This window comes from Paenibacillus nanchangensis, from assembly GCF_046543445.1.
GTDB classification, from domain to species: domain Bacteria; phylum Bacillota; class Bacilli; order Paenibacillales; family Paenibacillaceae; genus Paenibacillus_AQ; species Paenibacillus_AQ nanchangensis.
On the sequence record NZ_JBHOFD010000043.1, the window covers coordinates 12,772 to 29,243 of the forward strand.

Below are 16,472 nucleotides of genomic sequence, written 5' to 3' on the forward strand. Positions count from 1 at the left end.
TTCGATATACGGCGGTTCAACCGCATAAGTGCAATTTAAACAATTGCTCGTACTGTGCAGGGAAGTCATAAACCCGGCCTGTACGAGCCTTTCGTTTGTAATTCCCTGTATATTAATTGATATATCCAAAGGATTGAAAGGAGAAAGCAATGCCTAAGATATACTATGTCGAATATGACGCCGCTCATCCGGACGACTTTGTATACAGTATACCTGACGGTTTGAATGCCTGGCTTCTGCTGCTCACACAAACTGCGGCGTTGTTTGAAGTGAACGGGGAACTGAAGGAGTTTCCGGCCCATTCAGCTGTCCTTTATCCGCCCAAACACAGGATCTATTACCGCGCTTGCGCCAATAAATACGTTAACGACTGGGTCCGTTTCCATGCGGACGAACCCTTTATTACAGAAACTACCCTGCCGCTTGGTGTCCCGTTCTCATTGCCTGATCCCGGCTACTGCCATCAGCTGTTTCAATTACTGGCCACAGAGCACACCTTTAATAATGATTACCGCGAGCTTTCCATCGACTACTTGTTCAGAATTATCTTTAACAAGCTGTGCGAGGCTTCTCAAGACAAACTGAGTCCCCAATATTATAATTTATTGGAATTGCGCAAGCTGCTCTACAATAATCCCACCCGTCCCTGGACTATTTCTCTAATGGCTGAATATTTGCATATCAGTCCAGGTTATCTGCAGACGATCTATAAATCCACCTTCGGCATTTCCTGCATGGAGGATGTCATCCACTGCCGAATCCGGCTGGCCAAGGAAAAGCTCAGCTTCGGCCCGCATAAAATCGCCGAGGTTGCCGCGCTTTGCGGTTATGCCAATGTGGAGCATTTCTGCAGACAGTTCCGCCGGCTCACCGGCAGTTCTCCCCGCGCCTACCGGGACAAGCTAGCCTCCAGGGAACACACGGTCCAGACCGGCTTGTAGAACAATTGCCTTGGCCGCCGCCGTTCGCAAGTCTTTGTTCGAGTGTTGTCCGCGCAGCATCATCCAGTTCAGGTGTGTGCCCCATAGTGAAATGGTATATGTGATATACGATGATTGTTGGCCCAACAAAAACTGGTTTTTCGACAAGTCAGCATGGGCTAAGCCGGTTATGCAAGCACCATCACCTGCATGGAGCAATCGGCATAATCTGGGTGGACATCTCTCTCCCCTGCCACTTCAAGCACAGGCGTGCCCTTGACATTGAAGTGGACACGGTGCATCGCCGAGCATCGGGTTCCATGCTTCACTAGCTGCTCTTCTCCGTGATACAGAATAATTTGTAAAATCAAAAATCTATTCTATGCTTTTTAACGCTTCAATCATATTAATTTTCGTTACTTTTCTCTTCAGCAGCAGGTTAGCCAGAATGGTTAGGAGAAATGCAAGACATATTGACAGCAGTATAACGGCCATATTTTGTTGATCGGGAATCTGCTGGTGCGTACTGGATAATGCCTTTATAACAACCTTATATACATACCCGCTTACCGGTAAAGCAGCAAGGACCGCTGCTGTGGTGAGAACAATGGTCTCAACAAAAATCAGCCGGTTTATTTTATTTTTTTGATAGCCCAATACTTTAAGGGTTGCAAGCTCCCGGCTTCTTTCGTAGATGTTGATGGAAGTTATCGTATAGATCGCCCCAAAAGAGAGGACCACGGCACAAATGATAAACATGATAAATACAAAGCTGTTTTGCTCCATAATATATTGGGCTGTCTTCTTTAAGTCCGTTTTATCCGCAATGATATCTATATTGGGGTCTTGTTCAAAGAAATTGCGGATGCCTGCCAGATCTGCCGCCTCGTTAGCTTTAACTAAAAGCGAGGTGGGTCGGTAATCCAGCCCAAAGCTCTCCAAATAACCGGGAGTGATATAAAACGACGGGTTTGTGTACTGGGAAGATATTTTTGCAACCTTCATAGCTGCCGTTTTGTTCTTAAGCTCGGGTGCCGCAAACCTGATTTGAATGAGGTCCCCTTCCGAAATCCGGTATTTGTCAGCGTAAGATTTAGGCACCAGTACGCCATTCTCCTCCAGTTGAATTGGATTGTCATTTTCGTTAAAAAAATGAATAAGACGGTTTTCTTTTTCCGTTACCACTAAAGACGCCTTTTCGGCTTGATCGTTTTTAATGATTTCGACGGGATAGCTGGATAAAAAATAGCTGTTTTGTATACCGGAGGGAAAAGTAGCCGTATTCAAAAGGGTGCCCGTTTTATAATCTGCTCTTAGATCATAGGTGTATACCTGTTCTACTTGGTCGGCTACTTTTTGCAAAGAGGCCTGTGTGCTGAACGCCGTAATTAATAAAACCGTGCTCACCACGACTCCGATCGAGCTTGCCAGAGCTTTTTGTTTATTCAGGAAAATATTCCTCAAAATGAGCTTGTAGCTGTATGGAATACGGCCCCATAGGCCCGGATTTCGTTCCAGGAGGATTTTTTTCATCGTTTTTGGCGGTTTCGGGCGCATCGCCTGGGCTGCTCGTTCTTTTAATAGGCTTCTGCCGCTGAAGTAACAGGATAATATTCCAAAAACACTGGAGGCAAGAAGAGGAGGAAATATCAATTCATACGATAGCGGAAATTGGATACCCGGCAGCGAATAAGACCTTGCATTCGATTCCACGATCATGGGGATAAACACAACTGCGGCAATTACATAACCGAGAAGGGTGCCTGCAATACCGACCAGCACGGGATAACCCATATAGTGAAGCATAATTTTTCCATTACCCACCCCTAGAGCTTTCATGATACCGATTTGGTTCCTTTGCGAATCGATGATCCTAGACATCGCAAGAAACAGGATAATCGCCTCAATCAAAAAGAGTACCAAAGGAATAACCTTGCTCATCAGCTTATTATTATGAATGGTGGCATTCAATTGCGAATAACTGAACATCCGTTCTTTACTTATCTCGTTCAGGTAGGTATGTGGATTGGAGTTCTCCCTGATGGATTCTCCTATTTGTTTAATGTCGTAACCGTCTGCCGCATCAACCAAAATCTCATTGTAAAACAAGCCGCCTGCAACTTCTGGCACGCTCTCTTCGCCAATGTAAGCAATCCCGTGAGCTTTATGATCCTGTACTTCATTTTTTTTCGCATACTCCACGTTTTCGGCCAAGCCGCTAAGGGTGAAGGTCAGATCTTTATCGTTTGCACGTAAATTCAGTTCATCTCCAATGCGGTATTGATGTTCTGCGGCATAATGGGAATCTACTACAATTTGGCCTTTGCTGGAAGGGAGTTTTCCCTCGATCAGAGTAAGCGTGTTGATTTCATTATTTTCAGGAATCGAGTGAATCTTTAACGCAGCTTTGTTCCCTTCAAAAGTTTGCACAGCATCAAAAGTATAACGCCCTTCCATCTTATTGATGCCGTCCACTCCGCGTAAGTTCTCCACCTCCTGCTTGGTAATTTGACTGTAATACACATTCAAGTCGCTTAGATTATGCTTTTTATAATAAGTATCCTTGTATTCGTTCAGATTACCGCTCAAGGTGACCAGCCCCGTATAGAAAAAGGCTCCAACAGCAATCACCAGCACAAAGGACAAAAATTGGCCGGCAGACTGTTTGATATCCCGAAGTAATTTCAACCCTAACTTCATATTTACCACTCAATCCCTTCAACACTTTGTTTTTGTTTATTGATGGTTATACTTTCAATTTTCCCGCTTTTCACCCTAATAATTTTATCAGCCATAGGAGCAATCGCTGTGTTATGCGTGACCAAAACGACACATTTCTTCATCTGCTTGTTCAAATCTTCAAGCAGCTTTAACACGGATTTGCCCGTAACATAATCCAACGCTCCAGTAGGTTCGTCACAAAGCAGCAGCATTGGGTTCTTAGCTACGGCCCTAGCAATGGCCACCCTTTGCTGTTCGCCTCCGGAGAGCTGGGAAGGGAAATTTTGAATCCGGTCCGTTAATCCGACTTGATGCAGGGTTTCTTTAGCATCCAGATGGTTTTTGCATACTTCAGCGGCAAATTCAACATTTTCCAGGGCGGTTAGATTCGGGATCAGGTTGTAGAATTGAAATACAAACCCCACCTTCTCCCCCCGATATTGCGTTAGTTTTTTTTCACCTGATTTGGTTAGTTCCCGGTCGCCAACAAGCACTTGCCCTGAAGTAGCCGTATCCATCCCCCCAAGAATATTCAGAATGGTGCTTTTCCCCGCCCCGCTAGCGCCCAGAATAACAACAAACTCCCCTTCTGATATGGAAAAGTCAACGCCATCCAGCGCTTTGATTTGCACTTCCCCCACTTTGTATTCCTTCGTTACATTTTTGAATTCAATTAATGGATTCACTTCTTTCCTCTCCTTTGGTCCCGAGTTCTGAAACTGTGCTTTCTCTATCATGCCAAGCAGCTTATTCCCGGAATGTTAGTGTGTTACTCATGTAGCATACTGTAATACCCGATTTAATTATTGTCAACAAACGATTTTATGTTCTTGTATAAACTCATTGACCTTTGTCCCGGAGCCCATCCTCAAATGTTGACAAGGATTTGTGCATGAATTATGGTATGTTAGATGAGTAACATACCAATATGATGAATGGAGAACTAATGAGCGTTACTTTCGACGATAAGCAACCGATTTTTCAACAGGTCGCCCACATTATTGAGGATGATATTCTAAACGGCACTTTCCGTGTGGATGAGCAGGTTCTTTCCGTTGCCCAGTTCTCTCAGCTGTTTCAGATCAACCCGGCAACCGTAGTCAAGGGGATCGGCCTGCTCGTAAATGAAGGTATCCTGTACAAAAAAAGAGGGCTTGGCATGTTTGTCTCCACAGACGCAAAGGAGAAAATTCAGTGGAAACGAAGAGAACGTTTCTCCAAAGAGCTGTTGTCTCATTTGGTGGATGAAGCCGACAAGCTTGGGCTGTCAACCGAAGAGATCATCAGCATGATCAAACAGTTGAGAAAGGAGGAATAGCAGGTGGGGATCGCATTGTCTTGCGAGAATTTGGATAAAAAATACGGCCGGGTCCACGCCTTGCGCGGTCTGAATCTGCAGCTGGAGGAAAACGTGATTTGCGGCTTGCTCGGACGAAACGGCGCCGGCAAAACGACGCTGCTTGACATCGTGGCGGGCGGTATCTTAGCGGACGGCGGAACAGTCGAGGTAAACGGAGGAAAACTGCGAAAAGGAGAACTGCCTAAGGATTTCTGTTACGTCCGCGAGAAGTTCAAACATTTTGGCGGAAGGCGCGTTATCGAAGTATTGCAGTTTGCCGCCGGTTTTCATCCCAATTGGAACTGGGCGTTCGCTCACGAGCTGCTTGAAACCTTCCAGCTTGACCCCCGCAAAAAAATCAGGCAGCTTTCTAGAGGTGCAGAAACGATCGTAGGAAATATCATCGGTCTAGCCAGCCGGGCTGCGCTGACGGTATACGACGAGCCGGTGCTGGGACTTGATGTCTTGATGCGGGAGCGGTTTTACAAGATGCTGCTGGAGGATTACGCCAGCCATCCCCGCACCATTTTATTGTCTACGCATTTAATTGACGAAATCGTTCCGGTCGCAGAACAAGTCTATATCATCGACGGAGGGTCTTCCCTGCTTCATGATGAGATAGAGCGAATACAGACGGCTGCTCATCAGCTCCGGGGAAATTCGGAGGCAGTAGCTTCGTTTACAGCCGGAAAGCGGGTACTACATACGGAATTATATGGCCGGGGCACACTTGCCGCTATTTACGAAACATTGGATGAGGGGGATCGGCAGCGGGCGCGTGAGCTGGATATTTCGATTGAACATCTATCGCTGCAAAAGTTTTTTTCGTATTTGATCGAAGGGGGTCCCTGAATTGGGTTCAATGTCCGTTCATTTAAAGGCGACTTATTTACAGATGAGGTTTTACATCTGGTTCGTAATTATGGTGATCCTGCTTGGGAGAACGGCGGAGATCATTGTCAGTATCAGTACGGACACCTATGGACTTAGCCGCCTATCGGAAACCAACATGTTACTGCTGATCTTGCTTTTTTTCGCCAGCTTGCTCCCGCTTAATTATTACAAACGCATCGTTAACTTAGGTGCAAGCCGAGCACAATACTTTAAGGGCCTGCAATTTGTATTTACCGTTTGGGCAGCAGCCATTGCTTTGTGCAATTCCGTATGGTTTATGCTCGAAGTCCATGTGTTCCGGAATCATGAGAATGCCGTTGGCCTTATTCAGGCTTTTCATTGGGATGACTTTGGCTTGGCTGGTTCATTTCTTTACCAGACTGCCTTTTACTTAATGGTGATGGCCCTTCTAAGCATGCTGTTCTCCGGCTACTATCACCCTGTTGGCTGGCTTCTGTCGGCACTGCTCATCGCGGCAATTCCGGTCGGAACAGCAATTCCTTCCCTTCGAGTACACGTGGTTTCCTTTTTCCAAGCCCTTTTATTCAATCGCTCCCTGCTGGCGGGTATCGGATTTAACCTTGCCCTTTATTGCGTTTTTTCGGCCGGCTGCTGGCTTTTCACACGGAGAAGAACGCATTAAGAACATGGCTTGGAGCCATCTTGATCAAGACAGGAAATCCTAAAATTTTACTGTGAAAGCCTCGGAATGTTATCCAATGTAGTAAAGCACCTGTCGTATTGGCCAGGTGCTGTTTATTGATTATGACTTTCTTACTGGTCTGATATATTTAAAAAACTGTTCCGGATAAAAATAAAAGTAGATGATTCTACCAGGGGAAGTATCAAAGCAGTAACCAGTACAGGCAAAATCAAAAGTTGCCATGACTTTTTCAATCTTTTCCTCCACACTACGATTTTCCTGCTCATAATCAAATGGCCCGTGTTCAAAAACTATATATTCGGCTTCGGGAACATCAATCATGAGCATTGGCGAGGGTGCTTCATCTTTATAATCAAATGGCAGCCGTACACCGTAACATTCTGTACGTGGAAACCCCCAGTCGCAGATTCTTCCGTCCGGATCGTTAATGTACGCCATAATCTGACCGCTACCACCGTTAGATTCGCTCCCTCCACCATCATCTAGTTTACCTTTGATACTATCGAGTAAGCCGCAAATTGTTTCGCAGTCCTGACCCGGAATAAGACTTTGCTTTTGCCAAAAATCCCAATAGCCATTACTCTCATAGTTCTTTATGTGCAAAAATTTGTGTGCAGGAATGGTTACATAATAAATTCTAACATCATCACTAGATTTCGTCATACCAATCTCCCCCAATCCAAAAAAGTAACGGTCAAAAGGGTTTATTTTTGTACGAAGAACGACTGGTTTAGGCTTTTTTCGGTAGTTGCTTGGAGTTACACCGTAGGCTCCTTTGAAAGCTCTGGTGAAAGCTTCATTTGATGAAAAACCATAATCAATTGCAATTTCCAAAATACTTTTTTCACTATCTCGAACCTCCTTTAGTGCGAACGCTAATTTCCTGTGCCGTAGATAATCCCTTAATAACATACCCGATATTTCCTTAAATTTTCTCGTCATATGAAATTCGGAATAACCCAACTTACGAGAAAGAAACCTCAGCGTTACGGCTTCACCATTACGGTGCTTAATACACTTGTCAATTTCATCAACGATTACTTGGATTTGCTTATACCACTCGTACATTCGTCGGTTCACCTCGTCCCAACCATTCTATAGTCATTATAGAATAATGAAGATCGCACTACTTGATTTCACTTGTGCAAAACCTTGAAAGTTCCTTATATGCAAAAAACCCCTGAATTTCCTCGAAGGAAAATCAAGAGCTTGTCATTGTTAGGCTAATGCGGTCGAGAGGACTCGAACCTCCACGGGGGGTTAGCCCACACGGACCTGAACCGTGCGCGTCTGCCAATTCCGCCACGACCGCATATTTGAAAGTGATATCTGCGTTCCGCAGTCACAAGATAGATCATATCATGAACAATAATCACAGTCAATAGTTTTTCACCAACAGTGCTGCTGCACAAAAATTGGCATAAATGTTGCAATTAATGGGTGTTCGGATTATAATAAGAACAAAGGTTCGCATCCTAAGATTTGAGGTGATTCTTATGGCAACTGCCGTTGAAGTTACCCAGGAAGAACTGTCCCTTATCCGAAGTTACCTGTTACTGACGTTTATTCATAAAGTGTTCGAACGCGACTGCCGGGTGATCGGCAAGAGCGGTCTGTTTAAGACCCCTCAGCTGTACATGGAGCTGGTGGGCAACGGAGCCAAGAAGACTTCGCTTATGCTGCAAGAGGTTTCCCGCGAATTGGACCGCCACAAGCTGAAGATTAGCAGCGTGCGCCAGGACCAGCGGGGTGTAGAAGCTTCGTATGTATGCCGGGGAATTACCGGCGATCTGAAGATTCAATGGCCAAGCTTCCGGCGGGAGATGATGGTGCGCATGCGCGCCTATCTGGGTCTGGCTAATGAGTTCTCGATCAGCAGCCGCGAAGAAGAGCTGAAGACTTTGGCCGCTGTGCCGGTATAAACCAATTATGGGGCAGTTCGTTCCGCCGCCGTTACAACAAGAGGGTGATAAGCGCTTGCGCTTGTCACCCTCTTGTTGTTTCATGTTTTATTCATCCTCCAGACGGTCGATGGCTTCGTTCCACTATCCCTCTCCACCTATGGACGATCCGCCTGTCGTCTATCCCGTTATCGCTCCCCGAGCAGCCTGCCTTACGGTATCTACCTGGCTGAGCAGCGCAGGAGGTTTTTCAAGCGTTCACCTTTATGTGCTTACTCCCTCATATATCCGCTTCGGACAGCATGTCCGGTCTGGGCTCGCTGAATGGCTGGATCCGGTAGCTGCGGTCCAGCTTCACCACTCTCCGGTTGGGCCGGCGGATCATGACCTGCTGCTCGTCCCAGGCAAGTACAATCCCCACCACATCATTACTGGCCAGCCCGTCGCGGATTACCCGGACCTTCTCCCCCGATAACCGGTAAGCGTTCAACAATTCGTCGCTAATCATGATACTCCCCCTTTTTCTTCGGATTCTGCTCATAAAGAAAGACCCCAATGAATGGTCATTCGGGTCTTCATCATTAAGAAAAATAAATGCGGCTCACTATATTAGCGCTGTGCGTGTTCGATGCTGTCGTTCTTCTCGAACCAGAAATCGAGCACTTTGGCGGACATCACCCGTTGTTCCAGATACTCCACTTGCTTCGCAGTGAACGTCTCTCTCCAGGAGTAGGACAGTTCTTCGCACAAGCCGGCGATCGTCAGCAGTTCCGACCAGGCTACGTAGCGTTTGTACCAAAAAAACTGAGGATGTTCTATCATATAGGGATACAGATCGTCAAATTCGGTATGCTTACAATCCAGCGCCCGTTCGAAATGATCCTTAGCCTCGGCCAGCTTATCTAAAAGAAATTGTTCGGTCACCGGTTCTTTCCCCATTGTGACGCCTCCTCTCCTCTGTCTATTTTTTATTATAATTGAAAATCTATAGGGAGGAAAGCCAATGTTCGAAATTGGGCGGTTGTTTTCGGATTCACAACCCCCTTATTCGTCGAATACGATTTGTCCATCTGCCAGCGACAAGATCCGCACTAGAGATTCCAGCCGGATTCCCTGCTCCCGGATTGTTCTGGCGCCGGCCTGGAAGCTCTTCTCCACCACTACGCCAAGACCCGCCAACTCCGCACCGGAACGCTCGATGATCTTGATCAGACCCCGGGCAGCATCGCCATTGGCGATGATATCGTCGATAAACAAAACCTTATCCTCCGGACCAATGAATTGTCTGGACAGCATAATGTCCGTAACAATCCCTTTGGTAAACGAAGGCACCCGTTCGCACAGCGCATCCGGGTCGGCCAGCAGCGTTTTTTTGCGGCGGGCGAAGACCAGCGGCACATTCATGACCAGCGCGGTGGCAAATGCAACGGGGATTCCCGAAGATTCAACAGTTACGATCCGGGTTACGCCGGCCGCTTCAAACCGTGCGGCAAATTCACGTCCCATCTCCATAGTCAGCTCCGGATCCACCTGGTGATTCAGAAGCGCGTCCAGCTTCAACACCTGATCCGATACGACAACCGCCTCCTGCATAATCCGCTGTTTCAACAATTCCATGAACAAGAACCTCCCGGCCAATAATATTCCAACGTTTCTTTCCGCCGGATGCGTGTTTCATCACGCGTGTCCCGCTGCGGAAAGTCATGTCCTACTGTTCCTCATCATAACCTGTACTAAGCGGACAGCACAAGAACATCCGCTAAAGCGTCATGGAGGGAATCAGAGGGAGGCAGACCGTGAAAGCAATCATCCGAACACTGCAAATCGCTTTTACGTATATCGGAACTATCGTTGGGGCCGGCTTCGCCACCGGGCAGGAGATCCTTCAGTTCTTCACCCGATACGGCCATTGGGCTGTGTTTACCATTATGCTGGCGACCGCCCTGTTCATCTGGCTTGGGACCAAAATGCTGGTGCTGGCGCGCGCGATCCAGGCCGATTCCTATGAAGACCTGAACCGTTACCTGTTTGGTCCAAAAACCGGAAGCATCATCAGCCTGTTTACGCTCGTCATTCTGATCGGAGTGAACAGCATTATGCTTGCCGGAGCGGGAGCGATCTTCGAAGAGCATCTGGGACTTCATTTTCAGACCGGGCTCGTGATTACACTTGTGGGTTCGTACATTCTGCTGAAGCGGGGCATATCGGGAATCCTGCAGATGAATTCCATTGTGGTACCACTGATGCTCACATTGTCGCTGCTGATTGTGGTTAACACGTTCGACATGCCGGGGGCCGGCCGGTTTCTCGACCTGGATACGGAGATGAGTCCTGTGCGCGCTTGGCTCTCGCCGCTCTTATACACGGCCTTTAATCTGGGAATGGCTCAGGCGGTTCTCGTACCGCTCGCCAAACATACGGATCAGGAACGGCACCTGAAGCTCGGCGGCATCCTGGGAGGAGTAGGCATCGGTTTGATGCTCTTTGCAGCGCATTTTGCCATGAGTGCGCACATGCCGGGCATCACCCAATACGAAATCCCGATGGCAAGCATCGCCTTCCGGCTTGGACAAGGTGTACAAGGCATCTATCTGCTGCTTATTTTTCTGGAAATCTTCAGCACCTTCGTTGCCGATATTTATGGAGTGACGGCCCAGCTGCGGCAGCGGCTGTCGGTTCCCCCCGGATGGATTATTCCGGGTGTAATGGCGGTCTGTTATTTTTTTAGCCAGTTCGGTTTTAGTTCGCTGTTGGCTTTTTTGTATCCGATTTTCGGTGCGCTTGCGCTTGTGTGGGCCTTTAAGCTGCTGTTGTCCGGCCCTGTCCCGCCTTCAAGCGGCGGTAAAGTGTCTCCGCCGGGAGGCGGGAAAAAGGAGGCTGAATCTCCCCCTGCTACAGCCGGCATCAGTGCAGCTGTTCAGGCGAGGCCTGAGGTCAAACCTCCGTCCACCCTGTATATAGCCGAAATTCCCCAGGTCAAAAGTGCTGCAGAACCACTGAAGCGGCGTGAGGGTTAGCTGGGGTTGGCAGGAATAAGAGATTGCCCTCTTTTGGGTGTTTCTTGTGAAATAAAAACCCTTTTCTGTGTGAAAAAAAACGAAAACCGGGCGGACAAAGGGACTCCCTTGCCAACCCGGTTTTTAGGTTTCTTTAAGCTTTTTGGCTTCTAGGCTTCTTAGGCATTTAGGCTTTCTAGGCTCGTAGGCCCCTCCCCCGCCTAACCCTCCTTAAAGCTCTCCTGCGCATGCCGCAGATAGGTGCGTTTGAGTTCATTGGCCACCCGGGTCAGCGAGTACTCGCGTTTCGCTTTATCCCAGGCGGAGCGCGACAGCTCGTAGCGGTAAGCCGGGTCGGTGATAACCTTCTCCAGCGCATCGGCAAGCGCGGTTACATCTTCCGGCTCTACCAGGAGCCCATTTACCCCGTCCTCAATCTGTTCGGGAATGCCGCCGACACGGGTGCCCACCAGCGCGAGACAGCTGAGCGCCGCTTCCGCAAATACCGAACCAAACGCCTCCGCCCGGGATGGCAGGACAAAGATATCAAAAAACGGCATAAATTCCTCGGGATGCAGCGTATAGCCGTAAAAAATCGTCTCATTATAAATTCCCAGCGACTGGGCCAAATGCTCCAGCTCCGTTCGGGACGGGCCGTCGCCGATAATGTGGAGCACATAATCCAGCCCTCTGTGCTTCAGCTCGCCGCACGCCTGAAGCAGGACATCCAGCCCTTTGGCGGGTACGAGACGGCAGACCGTTACGAGCTGTGGAACATCATTGTCGTGCGGCACAGGCTTAAAGCGCTTCTCGTCGAAGCCGTTAGGGATAATTTCAATCCGCTCGGGACGCTCCGTATAGCTGGACAAATAATCGGCAAACGCGTGCGAAACCGTCATCAGCCGGTCTGCTTGATGCTCCAGCTCCCTGTACACCCGGACAAGAAATTGATGTTCAGGACCCTCCTCCCTGATTGCCCCGTTCAAAATCAGCTCCCGTTCATAGCTGGAGTGAACCGTCTGAATCAGCGGCGTATCCGGGTACACCTGTTTCATCGCAAGTCCGGCAATCGGGTGATGGGCATGGATCACATCATATTTTTTCGACAGCCGCAGCTTCGTCCACCACAAATAATCCCGGTAGGTCTGAATATATTTCTGTACGACCGGGCTGTCCCCGTATACCGTCCAGTCAAACGTTTCAAACACAACATCTTCCCGTCCTTTGTTTCGGATCCGCTTCGGCAGCCAAAACAGCTCCATCTCCCAGCGGCTCGAGCGGAAACGGTCCTGCAGATAGGGAATCATAGATGAGACACCGCCGGGCTGTTCCGGCGGAAAGAAGAGCGCTTGCAGCAAGTTCATTGGGTTACATCCCCTTTACATTGAGGCCTGAATCGACTATCGCTTCAATTATGATAGCCTAGAACATTCGTTTCCGTAAAGCGAAACCGTTACACAAGTCTGTATTCCAGCCCAACATTTATGGTACACTTTCTCTCACAAGAAACAGATAAAGGAGCAATGCAGTATGACGTTATCCCGGCTTCCGGCCCCTTTCGTCCGGTCGGTAAGCGAAATTCTGGGCGGTGAAACGGAAGCTTTTCTCTCCGCTTTCTCGCAGCCGCGAACCCAAGGGCTGCGCTTTAATCCGCTGAAGACCGTGACGGAGGAGGGGCGCAGGGCCGCTGAGCGTTCGGAACAGCATTTCGGGTTGACCCTGGTCCCTTGGTGCCCTGATGGCCGATACTACGAGGAGCCCGTCCGCCCGGGACGGCATCCGTACCATACCGCGGGACTATATTATATTCAGGAGCCTTCCGCGATGTCCGCGGCTGAGCTGCTCCAGCCCCTTCCGGGAGAAATTTTGCTTGATCTCGCCGCCGCGCCGGGAGGCAAAACCACTCATATCGCAGGCCGGATGCAGGGGCAAGGTTTATTGGTTTCAAACGAAATCCATCCGGAGCGCGCCAAAATTTTAGCCGAAAATGTGGAACGGACGGGAATTGCCAACGCGCTGGTCACAAGTTCGGCGCCGGACGGCCTGGCCGCGCGGTTTCCGCAGGCATTCGACGGCATCATGCTTGACGCTCCCTGCTCCGGCGAAGGCATGTTCCGGAAGGACCCGCAGGCGCCTGAGGACTGGACGCCTGAGCTGGTTGACCTGTGCGCCGCCCGCCAGTGGGATATTGTTCAGGACGCCTACACGATGCTGAAGCCCGGCGGACGGCTGACCTATTCTACCTGTACCTTTAACATGCAGGAAAACGAAGAACTGATCGGCAGGCTTCTGGAGCGTTACGCCGATCTGGAACTGGTAACGATCAAGCGGCTTTGGCCGCATAAGGAGCGGGGCGAAGGCCATTTTGTCGCTTTGCTGCGCAAAGCAGAGGATGCTGACGCCCTAACGGAGCGCATCTCGAAGAGCAAACCTCCGGCCAAAGGCGGAAAAAGCGGGCGGCGCGGCGACGCACCAGCCGAAGCCGCTTTCCGGGAGTTCAGCGACTGGGCGGCAGCCGAGCTGCCGGGTTACTCCCCTGAAGGCCGGCCGGTTCTTTTTGGCGATTCGCTGTATCTGCTGCCGCCAGCTTTTGAACGTTCGTTCCCGGCTCAAATCCTTGACGGACTACGAGTTTTACGGGCAGGACTTCAAGTCGCCCATATCAAAAAAAACCGGCTGGAGCCGGCGCATGCGCTGGCAATGGCGCTGAAGCCGGACCAGGCGGCCCGGGTATTCGAACTGCAGGCGGAGGATACCCGTGTGCCGGCATGGCTGCGGGGGGAGGCGCTTGAATGCCCTTCTTCTTTACGCGGCTGGACGCTCGTTACCGTGGACGGCCTGCCGCTCGGTTGGGGTAAAGCCAGCGGAGGCTGGCTGAAAAACCACTATCCGAAAGGCCTGCGCCTTCCGTAACACTCGCCCAAATCTCGGGCGGATAGGCGGATGGACCAACCAGCACCCGATTTTCCGAATAAGATGTGACTATCCCAAGGGCGCCCGCTTCCCAGGGCAGCCGGGTGAAACACACAAAGGAGGATTTTACTTATGGGTACAGCTGCAGGCGGTTACGGCTACGGATTCACGTCTACAGGCGCAATTCTCGTATTGTTTATTCTGCTCGTTATCATCTCCAGATCCCTGTTCGTCTAAGGCACGGGCCTGCTTGAACGGCCGCGGCTGCGGCTGCAAACAAGCGAATCCTCCCGCCACAGCCCCGGGCTGATGAACGGGCGGGAGCGGCCTTCATTTCAGAGTTTCATCCAGATATCCATTCCGCGCACCTGCAACGATGCGGATTTGCAAAACGCCCATAAACGCACAGAAGCGGCCCCGATCCACAGACCGGGAGCCGCTCTTTTTTTTGTCATATTCATTACCTTGGATTAATGTAACCGTCCTATAACCTCGTCAGGAGATCATCAAGAGAGACAATACTCCCGCAGCGTCTTGGCAACGCCATGCTCGTTGTTCGTCACCGTCACCGCGTCAGCCGCCGCCTTCACCTCCAGCGGAGAGTTATCCATCGCGACACCCAAACCCGCATACGTCAGCATTGAAATATCGTTATAGTAGTTGCCGGCCGCCAGCACTTCTTCCCGGGCAACCCCAAGCTGTTCAGCCAAATGCTTAAGCGCATTCCCTTTCGATGCATCGGTGTGCATAAAGTCCACAAAAAATTCCCCGCTGCGCACGATATTATACGCCGGAATCCACGTTCTCCACTCACGTTCCGCCTCATTTAGCGCCTCGGCAGTTCCGAATGCGGTCAGCTTGACCACCGGCTCGGCAAATTCCTCCCAGGCTGGCAGCGCCGCGGGAATGATCCGGAAATGGTTGTACATCTGTTTGGCTTCTTCCGTCAAATTTTCTACATTGTCCACAAACATCCCAAACGCGGTATTGATATCGAAGTGAATGCCGTGTTCCCGGCAGTAGCTCATGTAAGGGTCCAGTCCGCGGGGATCCAGATCAAATTGATGCAGTACCTTGCGGTCCTCCACACGTACGGTAGCCGCTCCGTTATGGGCAAGAACATACCCGGTTAATCCCATTTCCTCCATAAAAGGAATGGAATTTTGCGGGCTCCGCCCGGTGCAGAGTACAATTTGCCCCCCGGCCTTTGTAACCTCCCGGATGGCTTCCATATTTTCACGGCTGAGCTGATGATCATCGTTCAGCAGGGTCCCGTCCACATCCAGCGCGATCAGTTTGAATCTCATTCTCCACTCTTCCTTTCCGTCACTCTCTGTCTCTTATGTCTCTTTGTCTCTCTTAAGCCTCTTCCCTCCGCAGCTGCGCCAGCTCCTGCTCCGTCAGCTCCCGGCAGGCGCCAGGTGCAAGCGATTCGTCCAATTGCAGCGGCCCCATTTCCACCCGCTTTAAAAAGAGGACCTTTTTGCCGACCGCCTGGAACATGCGTTTGACCTGATGAAACTTCCCTTCCGTGATCGTCAGTGAAATTAGGGATTTCACGGTCCGTCCCCGGTCCCGGTTTAAAATCCGCAGCTGCGCCGGCAGCGTCACATAACCGTCATCCAGCTCCACACCCGCCGCAAACGCCTTGACATCGTCAGGTCCGACATCCCCCTCCACCTCGGCTTCGTACACTTTGGGCACATGCTTGCGGGGCGACAATAGATCATGCGCCAGCTTACCGTCATTGGTCAGCAGCAGCAGTCCAACCGTATCCTTATCAAGTCTTCCGACAGGGAAAGGCTCGAACCGGGCATAGTCCGGCTCCAGCAAATCAATCACAGTCTGCCCATACCGGTCTTCGGTAGCGGACAGCACCCCCGCCGGCTTGTTCATCATCAGGTAGATATGCTCCCGGTAGTTGATCCGCACGCCCGCGGCAACAATTACATCCGTTTCGGGATTGACATGCGCCCCGCTGTCTTTGACGACCTGTCCGTTAACGGTGATGCCGCCCTGCTTCGCCAGCTTGCGGATGTCGCTGCGCGAGCCTGCGCCCGATGCCGCCAAAATTTTGTCCAGCCGCTGCGTGCCGCGTCCGCCTTCTTTGGTTTTGGCCATGTT

17 protein-coding genes and 1 tRNA gene are annotated in these 16,472 nt (G+C 50.2%); 8 read left to right on the forward strand and 10 right to left on the reverse strand.

The window, feature by feature from the left end; all coding sequences use genetic code 11:
* Nucleotides 1-149 precede the first annotated feature (149 nt).
* Nucleotides 150-941, forward strand: a complete 792-nt coding sequence (locus tag ACE6ED_RS25725; protein ID WP_410830307.1) for a helix-turn-helix transcriptional regulator — start codon at nt 150-152, stop codon at nt 939-941.
* Nucleotides 942-1,295: 354 nt separating this feature from the next.
* Here the strand turns inward: ACE6ED_RS25725 and ACE6ED_RS25730 are convergent, their stop codons facing one another.
* Both ACE6ED_RS25730 and ACE6ED_RS25735 read right to left on the reverse strand, forming a co-directional pair.
* Nucleotides 1,296-3,620, reverse strand: coding sequence for an ABC transporter permease (locus ACE6ED_RS25730; RefSeq protein ID WP_410830345.1), 2,325 nt, complete (start codon nt 3,618-3,620; stop codon nt 1,296-1,298).
* A gap of 2 nt (nt 3,621-3,622) precedes the next feature.
* Nucleotides 3,623-4,327, reverse strand: coding sequence for an ABC transporter ATP-binding protein (locus ACE6ED_RS25735; protein WP_410830308.1), 705 nt, complete (start codon nt 4,325-4,327; stop codon nt 3,623-3,625).
* A 260-nt stretch (nt 4,328-4,587) separates the two neighbouring features.
* Between ACE6ED_RS25735 and ACE6ED_RS25740 the strand changes: the two genes are divergently transcribed.
* Genes ACE6ED_RS25740 through ACE6ED_RS25750 form a run of 3 tightly spaced genes read left to right on the forward strand, consistent with a single transcriptional unit; the run spans nt 4,588 to nt 6,517 of the window.
* Entirely contained in the window at nt 4,588-4,959 is a 372-nt protein-coding gene (locus tag ACE6ED_RS25740; protein ID WP_410830309.1) for a GntR family transcriptional regulator, read from the forward strand.
* 3 nt (nt 4,960-4,962) lie between these two features.
* Nucleotides 4,963-5,832 carry an ATP-binding cassette domain-containing protein gene (locus ACE6ED_RS25745; protein WP_410830310.1) on the forward strand — a complete coding sequence of 290 codons (870 nt, stop codon included), beginning with the start codon at nt 4,963-4,965 and terminating at the stop codon, nt 5,830-5,832.
* A gap of 10 nt (nt 5,833-5,842) precedes the next feature.
* Nucleotides 5,843-6,517, forward strand: a complete 675-nt coding sequence (locus ACE6ED_RS25750; protein WP_410830346.1) for a hypothetical protein — start codon at nt 5,843-5,845, stop codon at nt 6,515-6,517.
* 120 nt (nt 6,518-6,637) lie between these two features.
* On the opposite strand, the gene ACE6ED_RS25755 is transcribed toward ACE6ED_RS25750, so the two are convergent.
* Nucleotides 6,638-7,606 carry a helix-turn-helix transcriptional regulator gene (locus ACE6ED_RS25755; RefSeq protein WP_410830311.1) on the reverse strand — a complete coding sequence of 323 codons (969 nt, stop codon included), beginning with the start codon at nt 7,604-7,606 and terminating at the stop codon, nt 6,638-6,640.
* A gap of 159 nt (nt 7,607-7,765) precedes the next feature.
* Nucleotides 7,766-7,850 (reverse strand) — tRNA-Leu (locus ACE6ED_RS25760).
* A gap of 184 nt (nt 7,851-8,034) precedes the next feature.
* On the opposite strand from ACE6ED_RS25760, the gene ACE6ED_RS25765 reads away from it, so the two are divergent.
* On the forward strand, nt 8,035-8,460 hold the full coding sequence (locus tag ACE6ED_RS25765) for a hypothetical protein (RefSeq protein ID WP_410830312.1): 426 nt from the start codon (nt 8,035-8,037) through the stop codon (nt 8,458-8,460).
* Between the two features lie 259 nt (nt 8,461-8,719).
* Here ACE6ED_RS25765 and ACE6ED_RS25770 read toward each other — a convergent pair whose 3' ends face one another.
* From ACE6ED_RS25770 to ACE6ED_RS25780, 3 genes are all read right to left on the reverse strand, one after another.
* A complete protein-coding gene (locus ACE6ED_RS25770; RefSeq protein WP_410830313.1) occupies nt 8,720-8,947 on the reverse strand; it encodes a hypothetical protein in 228 nt (75 codons plus the stop codon).
* Between the two features lie 101 nt (nt 8,948-9,048).
* Nucleotides 9,049-9,378, reverse strand: coding sequence for a hypothetical protein (locus ACE6ED_RS25775; protein WP_410830314.1), 330 nt, complete (start codon nt 9,376-9,378; stop codon nt 9,049-9,051).
* A 105-nt stretch (nt 9,379-9,483) separates the two neighbouring features.
* On the reverse strand, nt 9,484-10,056 hold the full coding sequence (locus tag ACE6ED_RS25780; protein ID WP_410830315.1) for a xanthine phosphoribosyltransferase: 573 nt from the start codon (nt 10,054-10,056) through the stop codon (nt 9,484-9,486).
* Between the two features lie 179 nt (nt 10,057-10,235).
* On the opposite strand from ACE6ED_RS25780, the gene ACE6ED_RS25785 reads away from it, so the two are divergent.
* Nucleotides 10,236-11,456 carry a YkvI family membrane protein gene (locus tag ACE6ED_RS25785; protein ID WP_410830316.1) on the forward strand — a complete coding sequence of 407 codons (1,221 nt, stop codon included), beginning with the start codon at nt 10,236-10,238 and terminating at the stop codon, nt 11,454-11,456.
* Between the two features lie 200 nt (nt 11,457-11,656).
* Here ACE6ED_RS25785 and ACE6ED_RS25790 read toward each other — a convergent pair whose 3' ends face one another.
* A complete protein-coding gene (locus tag ACE6ED_RS25790) occupies nt 11,657-12,799 on the reverse strand; it encodes a glycosyltransferase family 4 protein (RefSeq protein WP_410830317.1) in 1,143 nt (380 codons plus the stop codon).
* Nucleotides 12,800-12,965: 166 nt separating this feature from the next.
* Here ACE6ED_RS25790 and ACE6ED_RS25795 point away from each other — a divergent pair, with 166 nt between their 5' ends.
* Together ACE6ED_RS25795 and ACE6ED_RS25800 are read left to right on the forward strand one after the other, a co-directional pair.
* Complete coding sequence (locus ACE6ED_RS25795; protein ID WP_410830318.1) at nt 12,966-14,348, forward strand: RsmF rRNA methyltransferase first C-terminal domain-containing protein; 1,383 nt, start codon at nt 12,966-12,968, stop codon at nt 14,346-14,348.
* A gap of 132 nt (nt 14,349-14,480) precedes the next feature.
* Complete coding sequence (locus ACE6ED_RS25800) at nt 14,481-14,585, forward strand: YjcZ family sporulation protein (RefSeq protein WP_410830319.1); 105 nt, start codon at nt 14,481-14,483, stop codon at nt 14,583-14,585.
* A 269-nt stretch (nt 14,586-14,854) separates the two neighbouring features.
* On the opposite strand, the gene ACE6ED_RS25805 is transcribed toward ACE6ED_RS25800, so the two are convergent.
* Both ACE6ED_RS25805 and ACE6ED_RS25810 read right to left on the reverse strand, forming a co-directional pair.
* The gene (locus ACE6ED_RS25805; RefSeq protein ID WP_410830320.1) at nt 14,855-15,655 is read right to left on the reverse strand and encodes a Cof-type HAD-IIB family hydrolase; all 801 of its coding nucleotides are present in this window, start codon (nt 15,653-15,655) and stop codon (nt 14,855-14,857) included.
* A 52-nt stretch (nt 15,656-15,707) separates the two neighbouring features.
* On the reverse strand, nt 15,708-16,469 hold the full coding sequence (locus ACE6ED_RS25810; protein ID WP_410830321.1) for a pseudouridine synthase: 762 nt from the start codon (nt 16,467-16,469) through the stop codon (nt 15,708-15,710).
* Nucleotides 16,470-16,472: the final 3 nt, after the last annotated feature.